Annotated in this window: 12 protein-coding genes; 2 read left to right on the top strand and 10 right to left on the bottom strand. The window is 53.3% G+C overall.

Annotation, left to right across the window (positions count from 1 at the left end; all coding sequences use genetic code 11):
• Positions 1 to 18 precede the first annotated feature (18 nt).
• The 4 genes from cobA to nirB are packed head-to-tail and all read right to left on the bottom strand — an operon-like array spanning position 19 to position 4,439.
• Complete coding sequence (cobA, locus tag MHI42_RS02800; protein WP_342422688.1) at positions 19 to 786, bottom strand: uroporphyrinogen-III C-methyltransferase; 768 nt, start codon at positions 784 to 786, stop codon at positions 19 to 21.
• The gene (locus MHI42_RS02805) at positions 783 to 1,652 is read right to left on the bottom strand and encodes a formate/nitrite transporter family protein (protein ID WP_342422689.1); all 870 of its coding nucleotides are present in this window, start codon (positions 1,650 to 1,652) and stop codon (positions 783 to 785) included. Before MHI42_RS02805 ends, cobA begins: the two co-directional genes overlap by 4 nt.
• Before the next feature lie 29 nt (positions 1,653 to 1,681).
• On the bottom strand, positions 1,682 to 1,993 hold the full coding sequence (gene nirD / locus MHI42_RS02810) for a nitrite reductase small subunit NirD (RefSeq protein WP_039291804.1): 312 nt from the start codon (positions 1,991 to 1,993) through the stop codon (positions 1,682 to 1,684).
• Between the two features lie 19 nt (positions 1,994 to 2,012).
• Complete coding sequence (nirB, locus tag MHI42_RS02815; protein WP_342422690.1) at positions 2,013 to 4,439, bottom strand: nitrite reductase large subunit NirB; 2,427 nt, start codon at positions 4,437 to 4,439, stop codon at positions 2,013 to 2,015.
• 342 nt (positions 4,440 to 4,781) lie between these two features.
• On the opposite strand from nirB, the gene MHI42_RS02820 reads away from it, so the two are divergent.
• Both MHI42_RS02820 and MHI42_RS02825 read left to right on the top strand, forming a co-directional pair.
• Positions 4,782 to 5,378 carry an ANTAR domain-containing protein gene (locus MHI42_RS02820; protein ID WP_342422691.1) on the top strand — a complete coding sequence of 199 codons (597 nt, stop codon included), beginning with the start codon at positions 4,782 to 4,784 and terminating at the stop codon, positions 5,376 to 5,378.
• Positions 5,379 to 5,390: 12 nt separating this feature from the next.
• The gene (locus tag MHI42_RS02825; protein WP_342422692.1) at positions 5,391 to 6,437 is read left to right on the top strand and encodes an anthranilate phosphoribosyltransferase; all 1,047 of its coding nucleotides are present in this window, start codon (positions 5,391 to 5,393) and stop codon (positions 6,435 to 6,437) included.
• A 573-nt stretch (positions 6,438 to 7,010) separates the two neighbouring features.
• Here MHI42_RS02825 and MHI42_RS02830 read toward each other — a convergent pair.
• The 6 genes from MHI42_RS02830 to MHI42_RS02855 form a co-directional block, all read right to left on the bottom strand.
• Positions 7,011 to 7,505 (bottom strand): DMT family transporter, encoded by a 495-nt coding sequence (locus MHI42_RS02830; protein ID WP_042137149.1) that lies wholly within the window; start codon positions 7,503 to 7,505, stop codon positions 7,011 to 7,013.
• Positions 7,506 to 7,553: 48 nt separating this feature from the next.
• Positions 7,554 to 8,252: a cyclic nucleotide-binding domain-containing protein gene (locus MHI42_RS02835; protein ID WP_342422693.1), complete on the bottom strand. Its 699-nt coding sequence runs from the start codon at positions 8,250 to 8,252 to the stop codon at positions 7,554 to 7,556.
• Between the two features lie 30 nt (positions 8,253 to 8,282).
• Entirely contained in the window at positions 8,283 to 8,708 is a 426-nt protein-coding gene (locus tag MHI42_RS02840; RefSeq protein WP_039291582.1) for a DMT family transporter, read from the bottom strand.
• A 182-nt stretch (positions 8,709 to 8,890) separates the two neighbouring features.
• Positions 8,891 to 9,292: an NUDIX domain-containing protein gene (locus MHI42_RS02845; RefSeq protein ID WP_342422694.1), complete on the bottom strand. Its 402-nt coding sequence runs from the start codon at positions 9,290 to 9,292 to the stop codon at positions 8,891 to 8,893.
• Positions 9,293 to 9,307: 15 nt separating this feature from the next.
• Entirely contained in the window at positions 9,308 to 11,266 is a 1,959-nt protein-coding gene (locus MHI42_RS02850; protein ID WP_342422695.1) for a translation factor GTPase family protein, read from the bottom strand.
• Between the two features lie 9 nt (positions 11,267 to 11,275).
• Entirely contained in the window at positions 11,276 to 12,259 is a 984-nt protein-coding gene (locus MHI42_RS02855; protein ID WP_342422696.1) for an aldo/keto reductase, read from the bottom strand.
• Positions 12,260 to 12,621: the final 362 nt, after the last annotated feature.

Below are 12,621 nucleotides of genomic sequence, written 5' to 3' on the forward strand. Positions count from 1 at the left end.
TAGGGATTATACTATATCCTAGCCGATCTGTGAGCGCACTGTCTTTTCCAAGCTGAGCAGTTCCTCTCTTACCTTAACCACTTCGCCAATAATGATGATGGCCGGATTGCTGATTCTCATCGCCGCTGCCAGTTTGCCGATACTGCCGAGCGTTCCGGTCACTGTCCGTTCGCGCACTGTTGTCCCGTTCTCAATCAGGGCAATAGGTGTCAGCGGATCTTTGCCGTGCTTAAGCAGCTGATCACAAATCTCGCCCAGTTTCCTGACTCCCATATAGATGACAAGGGTGTCTACACTATGGGCAAGTGCATCCCATCGTACCGGAGAGTCCTGATCATGGCAACGGCTGCCCGTCACGATAGCGAATGAAGCCGCCAATCCGCGATGGGTCAGCGGGATTCCGGCAGAAGCGGCTGCGCCGACCGCCGAGGTGATCCCGGGAATCACTTCGTATGGGATTCCCGCTGCAGCGGCTTCCAGCGCTTCCTCTCCGCCGCGTCCGAAGACAAACGGGTCTCCGCCTTTCAGGCGTACCACGTGACATCCGGCTGCAGCATAGTTGATCATCAGCTGCTGGGTGGATTCCTGCGGCATCGAGTGAAGTCCGGGCGCTTTGCCGCAGTAGATGCGCAGAACATCGCTTTTGGCATAGCCCAGCAGCTCTTCATTCACCAGGCGGTCATACAGAATCACATCTGCACTCTGAATACGCCGCAGTGCCTTGACTGTAATCAGCTCGGGATCACCGGGGCCTGCACCGACAATGGATATGCTGCCCCGCTTCATAGGCTTTTCTCCAGGGCGGCTGTGGCTGAGATCACTGTATCGCGTCCCGGCGTCAATCCGGCTTCAGAAGAGGCTCCGGCTTTGAAGCTTTTTTGCGACAGATAGAGAAGAATGCCTGTGAACAGCAGGCCTCCGGCGAAATTGCCGATCAGAACGGGAATGCCGTTCCAGATCCACCAGTCCGCGAAGCTGACATTCGCGCCAAGCATCATTCCGGCAGGAATAACGAAGAAGTTGACAACCGTATGCTCGAAGCCTTGCCCGAAGAAGGTCAGGATCGGCAGCCACATGGCGAAGATTTTACCGGATGTGGACTTCGAGGTCATAGCCATTACCGCACCCAGCGTAACCATCCAGTTGCAGAGCATGGCTTTGATGAAGACAAGGGTCATCCCCTCAGCCCCCATGCTCTTGTATGCTGTAGTCTTAGCCTCACTGGTCGTAATTAATGTCTGGATCAGCGGATTCGACATATCCGTCCCCATCTTCGTAATTGTGAGTCCATACAGAGCTGCGTATACTGCGCATCCAATCAGATGCCCGATAATAACCCAGAAGAAATTGCCCAGCATCCGTTTTATTGTTGTCCGCTTCTCCAGCACAGCCAGCGGGACCAGGGCAAAGCTGCCGGTGACGAGTTCTAGCCCAAGCAGAATGATCATCACAAAGCCTACAGGAAACAGAAGTGCACCAACCATCGGGATCTTGGTCTGGGCGGTGGCGGTAAAGGCCAGCGTTGTGGCACAGGCCAGTATGGCACCCCCAAGGCTGCCGCGGACAATCAGCTGCATAATGCCCAGTTCCGCTTTGGTCTTGCCGGCTTCAATCATTGAGGCCAATACTTCACTTGGTTTGACATAGTCCATTAGGAATCCCCCTTATATGCTCGGATGAATTATATCGTTAGGTACAAGCTGCCGCTGGTGTGATCAACCTCCACCTCATAGGTTGTCACATGCCCTGTATCGGGTGCCTGCACGTCACCGCTATGGAGATCGATCCGCCAGTCATGGAGCGGACAATGCACCTTGGAACCGCAGACCATCCCTTCGGATAAGACTCCGCCTTTATGCGGGCATTTATTCTCCACTGCCAGCACCTCCCCGCTGCTTAACCGGAACAAGGCAATCTCGGTATTTCCCACCCGTAACTTACGCGATCCCTTGATGTCAATATCGTTCAAGTTACCAATGAGCATCTTGGTCATTGTCATTTGTAAGGCCCCCTTAGACTGTCTCCGGCAAGGAGATCGGTTCGAAATTTTTGCGCAGCTCCGGTGTATTCACAATTTGCTTCCATGGATCGGTGGTAAGACTAAGCGTCTTCTGAATTCTCTCCTGCAGCGCCAATCGTGCCTCGCGGGACTCCAGCGCCTGCTTGATGCTGTCAAGCCCGACACGTTCCACCCACTGGGCAGTCCGTTCATTCCACCCGGCATTCTCACGGTAATATTGCAGGAACGCACTGGCCCACTCCATCACCTCATCATCGGTCTTCACCACGCAGAGCAGCTCCGTGGCCCGGACATGAACGCCGCCGTTACCGCCGATATGCAGCTCCCAGCCGCCGTCAATGGCTACGACTCCGAAGTCCTTAATTGTCGCTTCCGCACAGTTGCGCGGACATCCGGATACGGCCAGCTTCACTTTGCCCGGTGTGTTCAGCCGTTCAAAAGCCTGTTCCAGCCGGATACCCATTCCAAGGGCATCCTGCGTACCGAACCGGCAATAGGTGGAGCCGACACAGGTTTTCACTGTCCGCAGTGTCTTGCCGTAGGCATGACCGGAGGGCATATCCAGCTCTTCCCACATCTTCGGCAGGTCCTCCTTCTTCACCCCAAGCAGATCGAGCCGTTGTCCGCCGGTGAACTTGACCAGCGGCACCTCGAACTTCACCGCAACCTGGGCAATCTTGATCAGTTCAGCTGGAGAGGTAACACCGCCGTAGATTCTCGGCACCACGGAATACGTACCGTCCTTTTGGATATTGGCATGGTAACGCTCATTGGTGAATCTCGATTCATTCTCATCAATATATTCTTCAGGATAGAGCATCCCCAGATAGTAGTTCAGGGAAGGCCGGCATTTGGCGCAGCCTTCTTCATTGCCCCACTCCAGGACATTCATGACCTCCTTGACGGTCATCAGCTTCATCCGCTTGATTTCGGCGACGATCTCATCCCGCCCGAGCGTGGTGCAGCCGCAGATTCCTTCTTTGACCGTTACGGCAGCCTCGCCGGCATATAGCTGCAGCAGTCCTTCCACCAGCGGCTTGCAGCCGCCGCAGGAAGCCGAGGCTTTGGTGCAGGCTTTGATCTGCCCTACACTGGTACAGCCGCCGGAGGTAATCGCCTCGGCAATCGCCCCTTTCGAGACTCCATTGCAGCCGCAGATGATCTCATCATCTGCCATTCCTTCAAGCCGGTTCCCTTTGGGCGCCAGCGCATCAGCAGATATTCCGAGCAGCAGCTCTTTCTCTCCCCCTTTAATATTCTCGCCCTTCTTAATCATCGAGAATAACTGCGCCCCGTCACCTGTATCTCCGAACAGCACGGCTCCAATCAGTTTATCACCGTGAATGACCAGCTTCTTATACACACCATCGGTCTCATCCTGGAACCGCAGCGCCTTGGTGCCGGGCTGTTCGGTGAATTGTCCTGCCGAGAACACATCGACGCCGGATACTTTCAGCTTGGTAGAGGTAACCGAACCGGCGTAGCCTTCTGTTGGTACACCTGCCAGCCTTTTAGCCAGGACAGCCCCCTGTTCATATAGCGGAGCCACTAGCCCGTAGGCAATACCCCGGTGTTCCGCGCACTCCCCGACGGCATAGATGCCGGGCAGGCTGCTCTCCATATAGTCATTTACGATGATTCCGCGGTTGACTTCAATCCCGCTGCTGCGGGCAAGCTCTACATTCGGCTTGATGCCGACAGCCATCACAATCAGATCCGCGTCTTCAATGCTGCCATCTGCGAACAAAAGGCCTTTGACCCGCTTTTTGCCAAGAACCGCTTCAGACTGCTTCTTCAGCAGGAACTTCATTCCCTGGGCTTCCAGTTCCTTGCGCAGCATTACGGAGGCGGACTCGTCCAGCTGGCGCTCCATAATATATTCATGGATGTGGACTACCGATACCTCCATCCCCAGATGCAGCAGCCCTCTTGCCGCCTCCAGTCCGAGGAGACCGCCGCCGATCACCAGCGCTTTGCCATATTTTTGCGATACCTCCTGCATGATTTGTGTATCCTTGATATCCCGGAAGGCAATGACGCCCTCCTTCTCGGCACCTGGGATCGGCAGCATGAAGGGGTTGGAGCCGGTTGCCAGAATCAGCTCATCATAACTTGCAGTAATTCCTTTATCCGTATGGACTTTGCGCTCTACAGGATCAATGGAGGTTACGGTGTGTCCCGTATACAGCTGAATATTGAAGCTCCGGTACCACTCCAGGTCGTTGATTACGATCTCATCAAGGCTTGCACCGCCTGCAAGAACAGAAGACAACATGATCCGGTTATAATTGGGATGCGGCTCCGAACCAAAGACTGTAATGTCATAAACCTCCGGCGCTAATTTGAGCAGATGCTCAATCGCCCGTACCCCCGCCATTCCGTTACCGACTAATATCAGTTTTTTGCGAATTGCTGACATGTATCTCTCTCCTCTCCAGGTAAACAACAGAAATAGCCCGCTTCACTCCGCCCGGAAACATACTTCTTCCGTTGCGATTTAAGTGAAAGCAGGCGCCATTGCCGCTTCAACCGAATACATCGTTGTATTCGCAGAATTGATGAATTTGTTAAAACGACTATACTACAGCCATCCTAATTACGTCAATAATTATGACATATAAAATTTTATTATTTTAATTCATCGACAAAATTACCTGAACTGTGTTATATAATATTACATCATCTTTATCCCGACTGTACTTATTCTACACTGGTGTGCAGACTTATCCCCTTATTATATGTAAAAGGAGCGTCGTCAACTATGCATTCCCTGTTAGTTATAGATCCGGGCAGAACAGAGAATTCCGCAGAAGAACGCTCCTCCCCAACTCCTGACAGTATCCTCAGTTCCTGTGGTTATGTGATCGGAACGGCTGCTACGGAAGATCAGGTCTTTCCGCTGATCGGTGACACGGATGCCTTCATTCTCCATCTCCCCGTTACTGAGATCAGCTATTGGAGAAGTATTCTGGTTCAGCACAAGGTTGCCCCGGTACTCTGGTGGTGTACCCCGCGGACCGCAACGTTATCCGTCTCTGCCTGTGGAGATGATATTATGGTGGACGGAATATTGTCTCCGGCGATGCAGCCCCAGGAGATCCACTGGATTCTTCACTTCAGCTCCAGGCAATGCTTCGAGCGCCAGCAATGGCTCAAGGAACGGGAACAGCTGTTATCCCGGCTTGAGGAGCGCAAATGGATCGACATGGCCAAAGGTATTCTCTCCAAAGCCAGGAACATCAGCGAATCCGAAGCTTACGACCTGCTGCGGAAGCAGGCCATGAACGAACGGAAACGGATGGTCGATGTCGCTACTTCCATCGTCAAGGTGTATCAGATGCTGCAGGATCAAACTTAAGGAGACTTCCATATGATTAATATTCTGAAAGAAGTGGCCCGCGGCAAACGCGGTGCCAAGGATTTAAGCTACGGGGAAGCGGAATATGCGGCGGAAGCCATTCTCGGACAGACTGCTTCTCCGGTGCAGATTGGCGCTTTCCTGATCGCCGAACGCATGAAGCTGGAGAGCCTGGAAGAGCTGGAAGCCTTCGTCGCGGTCTGCCGCAAATATGCCTCACGGGAACCTGTCCAACAGGGGATCGATTGTGCCGGACCCTATGACGGCAGGGTTCATTCCTTCATCGCCACGTTCCCTACTGCCTTCCTGCTGTCTGCCGCCGGTCTGCCGGTTACCCTGCATGGCTCCGCAGGCTTGCCTCCGAAGTGGGGAATTACGCTGCAGGATATCATTCATGCATCCGGAATTGATATTGCCGGTCTGAGCCGCAGTGCCGCCATTGAGGCGGCGGAGGCCAGCGGTGTGCTGTTTGCGAAATCGGAGCAGTGGTGCCCGCCGCTGGGAGCTCTGCGCGGCCTGCGTGAAGATATTGGGCTGCGTACGATATTCAACACAGCCGAGAAGCTGATTGATTATTCCTGTTCACCTTATATCGTCTTCGGCATTTTTCATAATACGGTATTCGACCGCATCTCCCGGCTGATTGTGAAGCTCGGATATCAGCGGGGACTGGTTGTTCAAGGCGTGGAAGGCTCGGAGGATCTGTATATCGACCGGCCGAACCGCGTATACCGCATTCAGGATGGAGCGGCGGAGCTGGATATCATTGATCCGGAGTCGCTCGGACTGGAAGTGCCCGTTCCGGAGGTCGACTGGACAGCCGAAAGACAGCTGCGTACCGCCGAGGAAGTGCTGCAGGGCGGCGGACATCTGGCGTTCTACAATCAGACACTGCTGAATGGTGCAGCCAGGCTCCATGCCGCCGGCAGGGTCAACTCTATTGAGGAAGGCGTCTATACCTGCAAGCATCTGCTGGATAACGGCCAGGCGTGGAACACGTATGCGAAATGGAAAAGCGTGATGCTAGGAAGCACAGCAGCCTCTCTCGGGCAGGTGTAGCCTGCTTTGCAGGCGTATATATGGCGGCAGACCGTATTGCGGTCTGCTTTTTGCACGCGGTTGAGCGCCGGGCTGGCCTGGTGTTGCTTTGCTTTGCGGGAGTACCGGCAATCAGGCACTTTTTCTGCGGGAGCATACCGGGGTTCTACACGACTCATTCGCTAATGTCGAGGACTGAGATTCCGTTAAGTGTCCGAAACACGCTTATTTTATGTCCGAATGTACAGGATAACGGAATCTCAGTCCGCGTACGCACCAATAGAAGCTTTTTACATGAAATAAGGGAATGTCAGTCCGCTTCTTCACTTATTCGAACATCACCATCGCCAGATTCAGTTCCAGCACCTCCAACACCATCAGTACCACGAGCACTCCCAGTACCACCAGCACCTTCAGCCCCACCAGCACCCGTTCTTAGCAAGCCCTCCACTTATCCGCATCTCTCCTGAAACGGCGGCTTACCCGTCCCTATAAAGACAGTATCTTTTCAGCTAGTGTGAAGCAAATAAATTCTTGTCTGTTGAAAAAAAGCACGCAGTCCGTTTTTGAACGGGTGCGCGCCTAGCATTTAATTTAATCCGTATGCAGCGCACTGCGGCGCTCGATGGCTCCGGCGGAGTCTTTAGAATCGCTTTTGCCTCCTAATTTGAACACCAGAATACCCCCGACGATAATGAGCACGCCGATCAGCTGGTTGAACGAGAACGGAACCTTCTCCAGCCCCAGCCAGCCCAGGGAATCCCAGAGTAAGGCGAAGCCGAGCTGAGCAGTCAGGACAATGGAGATGGCATAAGTTGCGCCTAGAATTCGGGTGGCCTGGACCAGACAGATGACGACGCCTACACCGATCATACCGCTGAACCAGTACCAGGGCTGCATATGCTGCAGCGTGAACATGTTCTTCCCTTCCATAATCAGCCCCATAATCAGTGAAGCTGCGAACCCCATGCCCAGCACCAGTGTGGTGGTTGTCCAGGAGCCTGTATGCTCATTGACCTTGGCATTGAAAATATTCTGTAGACTAACCAGTGCACCCGCGATCAGCGCGAGTAGTATTCCTGCTAACATATCTGTTGCTCCCTTATATGCTGATTTGTATTGCCTTATTGCCTGGGTTTATTCGTAAATATTGCGGCTGGCCAGAGCTGAGAGCCCTTCCCTGTCCTTGACGATAATTGCCCCGGAGCTGCGCTCGGTCAGCCCTTCCTGGCAGAACTTCCGGATCACTCTGTTCAAATGCCTGTAGCTGGTGCCGATGAAATTCGCGGTATCCACCAGATTAATCGTATTCAGCTGGCCGGTAAATTGCGGATCCGATTCGTCGTAGGAGATGGACAGCAGGTAGCTGGCCAGCCGCACATCCACCGGATGCATCAGATTAAGGCTGAGGAAGCTGGACTTCCGGTAGAACTTCTGAGTGATGATCTCCAGCATAAAATGCAGCAGCGGCGGATGATCCTTCGCATATTTATTCAGCCAGCGGTACGGCACCGCAATCATGTGAACCGGTGATACCGCCTCTACCGTATTGAGCATTTCCGTACCCTGAATATATTCAACATCGCCGATAAGCTCCAGCGGTGTTTTGAATGAGATGATTAGTGTTCTGCCCTCTGCCGAGGTCGTGTAAATCTTAAGCTTCCCCTTGACCAGCACATATAGTGTGCTTGAAGGGTCTCCTTTGGAGCAGATATGCTCTCCCGGATCGTAGCTTAGCAGCGACAAGAGCGGTTTGAGCGGCTCTGTGAAAATATGATCGAGCTGATGCTTCTGCAGATATGCCTGCAGCCGCCCGGAATCTTGAATTTCCTTCATGCACAGGTTCACCTCCGCTTGACCTAATCATCAGAACTTCAGCACAACCACACCCAGGATCATCATCCCGATCCCGATAAACTGCGGCAGCTTCATCTTCTGCTTGGCTACCCCGAACCAGCCCTTGATGTCGATAACAAAAGTCAGGCACAGCTGGGCAATCAGCAAAGCAGAGATGGTTAAGGTGACACCGATGCTCTGAATCGCCGTAACCTCACTGAAAATAACGAATGCGGCAAATCCGCCGCCGATCAGATACAACGGATTAACCTTACGGAAGCCGTGTTTCTTCCCGTCCCGTACGATCAGCGCAATGACCAGCGCCATCAGGAACCCGGTGAACTGCGTGATCGTCGCTGCCTGCCACGTACCAATATCCTGGCTGATTCTTGCATTCGCTACCCCTTGCAGCGTAATGCAGGCCCCGCCTATAAATGCGAAAATTATCCCCTTCATCTGTCTCTCTCCTCTATATACTGTCTGCTTTAATTAAAAGCCAGTTTGCCGGATTCGGGAAGGACATATGTCCTGAATTGTAAAAGTGTCTGCGGACGGCTGCCCGAAAGCAGCCGGTAAAGAGATAAAAAGCCCATTCCAAACCGGATTTCCGGCTCGAAACGGGCTTATAACGGTATGGTTTAGGAGAGCAGCTTCATTTCCTTCAGCTTGTCCATAATCATCACACTGACAGCTGACACGCGCGCTTTGTCTTCATAGGTTAACCAGGCCAATTCCTCGATTTCGGAAGCCGGGCTCAGTTCACCCGTGAACTCTGCGGTCAGGCAGGTCATCCGGACGGAAACGCCTTCTGCTTTGCCATGCGCGGGAGCTTCAAAGCTTCCGAATTCTGCAATGGTCTCCGGTATGATATGAACAGATAATTCCTCTTCGATCTCCCGGATCAATGTCTGTGCATCACTCTCACCAGACTCCCGTTTGCCTCCGGGGAAATAATAGGTGTCCTTTCCTTTGGAACGCGCGCCAAGCACCTTGCCATCCACGATATATATCCAGGCAACTTTATCTATGATTTCAGCCATTGTTCATCTGCTCCTTCATCGTACTTTAATATGCATATGCTGCTCCGCTTCATCCCAGGGGACCGGATACGCCTGGCCTTTGGCGCAGAAGATCGAGGTCGAGGAGTAAGCCTGATCGGCATTTTTATTATAATTCCGCTGCTGAATTACTGTTTCGGTCTGATGGCACGGCTGATAACCGGCGACTCTAAGCGACAGCGAACCCTTGCCCTGGGTCATGGAAGCCAGTCTCACCCCATAATTCATGAAGCTTGCCACTGGAACCGTACCGGTAATGACAGCCTTGGACTCCGTAATCTCAGGTGGATTGAAGCTCCCGCTGGCCTGCTGGATATCACTCATTACTTTGCCCACGTAGTCTGAATCTATCCGGAGCTTCAGGTCATAGACCGGCTCCAGCAGCAGATTCACGGCCTGCTCCAGCCCCTGGCGTAAGGCCCGGTAAGCTGCTTCACGGAAATCTCCGCCGCTCGTATGCTTATTATGCGCTCTGCCGCTAAGCAGGGTGATCTTGAGGTCAGTCAGCGGTGACCCGGTCAGCAGGCCGTGATGGCTGCTCTCCAGCAAATGCTGCTCAATCTGATGCTGATAGCCCACGGCCAGATCATCCGGGTGACAGCTGTTGATGAAGGTAATACCGCTGCCGCGATCCCCCGCCTCCAGCTTCAGATGAACCTCAGCGTAGTGGCCAAGCGGTTCGAAATGTCCGTAGCCGTAGACGGTGCCAGTGATCGTCTCCTTGTAGAGAATCTCCGGTGGCCCAAAAGCAATCCGGATCCGGAACCGTTCAGCCATGATCTGCTCCAGAATCTCCAGCTGAATTCCGCCCATCACATGAATATGCAGCTCCTGCAGCTCTTCATCCCAGCTAACATTGAGCGAAGGATCTTCCGCGCCCAGCTGTCCAAAGGCATTCATCAGTTCTTTCAGGTGTACCGGCGGCTCAAAAAGGACTTTGGATTTCAGCGTAGGAATTAGGCCGCTTTCCTGTGAGTACGTCAGTTCACCAACGCCCTCACCCGGCAGGGCTTCAGTAAGCCCTACAACCGCGAACAGCTCCCCTGCGGCAGCCCAATCGGCGGAAATATATTTGGTGCCGTTGTATTTGCGGATTCCGGTAACCCGCGCCGATACACGTTCCGGTCCATGTCCATACATTAAGTTGTCCCTGTTCTTCAGTACTCCCTGTAGAGCCTTGATGTAGGTGATACGGGTGCCTTTGTCATCGTGGCGGATCTTATAGATTCTCCCCGCAAATGGCAGCTCATGATCGTACTCCGTGAAGGTTAACGCGTTCAGAACCTCCAGGAACCCGTCCACCCCTTGATCAAGCAATGCGGAGCCCTGCATACAAGGAAAAATGTCGCCCCGTTTCAACATGTCAGGCAGTGCACTGCGGCAGACATTGTCAGGCAGAGCTCCTTCCAGATACATCTCCAGCAGCGCGTCATCACGCTCCGCTATAAATGCTCTCAGCTCATCAGTCAACGCCTCCCCCGGCAGCTGCGGCAGCATTAAGGCATTACCGCTGAGCTGCTGCCGGATCTCTTCGAGTACACGCTGCGGGTCCGCACCGGCACGGTCGGTTTTGTTAATGAAGAACAGGGTGGGAATGTTATGCCGGCGCAGCAGCTTCCACACAGTTTCTGTATGACTCTCTACACCCTCCACCGCGCTCAGAATGACCACCGCATAATCCAGCACCTGCAGACAGCGCTCCATCTCTGGAGAGAAATCAACATGGCCCGGGGTATCCAGCACGAAATACCGCGAATCCTTATATATAAATTCCGCCTGATCGGCAAAAACAGTGATACCGCGCGCTTTTTCAATCTCGTGGGTATCCATGAAGGTATCCTGATGATCCACCCGGCCCCGGCTGCGGATCGCTTCGGTATGGTAGAGCAGCTGCTCAGCGAAGGTCGTCTTGCCGGCATCTACATGTGCAAGCAGTCCGACGGTTATATTGTTCATAAGGTGCGGTTACACACCTCCACGGATATGCGGAACAACCTCGGACTGATAGAATGCGCTCAGGCGCTCCATGTCAGCTGAACTATAGGAAGGGACTTCAAGTGTAGCGAGATTATCCGCTACCTGAACTTCATTCTTGAACCCCGGAATCACGCAGCTGACGGCCGGATGGTCCAGAATCCAGCGCATGGACGCTCTGGCCATATTGCCGCGTCCTTCAGCAATCCACTCCAGCTTGCGGGCCAGTTCCACTCCGGTAACAAACGGAAGTCCGGCGAAGGTCTCACCAACGTTGAATTGCTCGCCGTTCGCGTTGAAGCTGCGGTGGTCGTTCTCCTGGAAGGTACTGGTCTCCTTGAACTTGCCGGTCAGCAGACCGCTGGCCAGCGGCAGACGCACCAAGATCCCTGCGCCGCGGGCAGCCGCACGCGGTAATAACTCCAGCGCCGGCTGCTGGCGGAACAGATTGAAGATCACCTGAAGCGCCTCTACTCCCGGATATTCAAGGCAGAGCAGTCCTTCCTCTATCGTTTCTACACTTACACCGTAGTGGCGGATTTTACCTTCGGCCTTCAATTGGTCAAGGGCCCCGAAGACACTGCCATCCCGCAGAATTTCCATAGGCGGACAGTGAACCTGATACAGATCAATCGCTTCCCTTTCCAGCCGCCGCAGGCTCTGTTCACAATATTCGCTTATTCTGCGCGCAGAGTAATTCTCCGGATCATGAATATCACCGGCACGGCAGAATTTCGTAGCAATATGTATCTCATCCTGCTTGCCTTTGGTTGCCTTGGCCAGCAGCTCTTCCGCATGCCCGGAGCCGTATACATCGGCAGTATCAAAGAAATTAACGCCCTGCTCCATAGCCAGCTGTAAGCCCTTAAGCCCGTCTTCATCCCTGCTGCTGCCCCAGTCCCCGCCGATTGCCCAAGTGCCAAAGCTGACTTCACTTACTGACAAACCTGTATTTCCCAGCTTGCGGTATTTCATCGTAGAACCTCCGTTTATGAGTGTAGTTAGTGTAATGAACCCTATGGAACCGTTAACAAGTGACTTTATTATTATGAATGGTTTGCGCGAGAAGGTCCAGTCTCTCTATAGTTATACCGCACCATGCTTAATCGCAGATTGCATACTAGTCCGTTAGGCGGGGGGCTTCAAGTCCATCCACCTCTGACGCGGACTGAGATTCCCTTATTTGAGCAGAATAGGATGATTTGCTGACCCATCGGACTCAGAATCGCTTATATTACTCGATACTGTGCATTTGGGGCACGATTTAACTAGATAACGGAATCTCAGTCCGCTTCATCCTCAAAAGGTGGTTTTTTCAGGAAATAGGGTCCTCTCAG

This window comes from Paenibacillus sp. FSL E2-0178, from assembly GCF_038593005.1.
GTDB classification, from domain to species: Bacteria; Bacillota; Bacilli; order Paenibacillales; family Paenibacillaceae; genus Paenibacillus_AQ; species Paenibacillus_AQ phytohabitans.

What these genes read in the sequence shown, in the direction of transcription:
- cobA (WP_342422688.1), bottom strand. Translation starts at nt 786, where the DNA reads ATGAAGCGGGGCAGCATATCCATTGTCGGTGCAGGCCCCGGTGATCCC.
- MHI42_RS02805 (WP_342422689.1), bottom strand. Translation starts at nt 1,652, where the DNA reads ATGGACTATGTCAAACCAAGTGAAGTATTGGCCTCAATGATTGAAGCC.
- nirD (WP_039291804.1), bottom strand. Translation starts at nt 1,993, where the DNA reads ATGACCAAGATGCTCATTGGTAACTTGAACGATATTGACATCAAGGGA.
- nirB (WP_342422690.1), bottom strand. Translation starts at nt 4,439, where the DNA reads ATGTCAGCAATTCGCAAAAAACTGATATTAGTCGGTAACGGAATGGCG.
- MHI42_RS02820 (WP_342422691.1), top strand. Translation starts at nt 4,782, where the DNA reads ATGCATTCCCTGTTAGTTATAGATCCGGGCAGAACAGAGAATTCCGCA.
- MHI42_RS02825 (WP_342422692.1), top strand. Translation starts at nt 5,391, where the DNA reads ATGATTAATATTCTGAAAGAAGTGGCCCGCGGCAAACGCGGTGCCAAG.
- MHI42_RS02830 (WP_042137149.1), bottom strand. Translation starts at nt 7,505, where the DNA reads ATGTTAGCAGGAATACTACTCGCGCTGATCGCGGGTGCACTGGTTAGT.
- MHI42_RS02835 (WP_342422693.1), bottom strand. Translation starts at nt 8,252, where the DNA reads ATGAAGGAAATTCAAGATTCCGGGCGGCTGCAGGCATATCTGCAGAAG.
- MHI42_RS02840 (WP_039291582.1), bottom strand. Translation starts at nt 8,708, where the DNA reads ATGAAGGGGATAATTTTCGCATTTATAGGCGGGGCCTGCATTACGCTG.
- MHI42_RS02845 (WP_342422694.1), bottom strand. Translation starts at nt 9,292, where the DNA reads ATGGCTGAAATCATAGATAAAGTTGCCTGGATATATATCGTGGATGGC.
- MHI42_RS02850 (WP_342422695.1), bottom strand. Translation starts at nt 11,266, where the DNA reads ATGAACAATATAACCGTCGGACTGCTTGCACATGTAGATGCCGGCAAG.
- MHI42_RS02855 (WP_342422696.1), bottom strand. Translation starts at nt 12,259, where the DNA reads ATGAAATACCGCAAGCTGGGAAATACAGGTTTGTCAGTAAGTGAAGTC.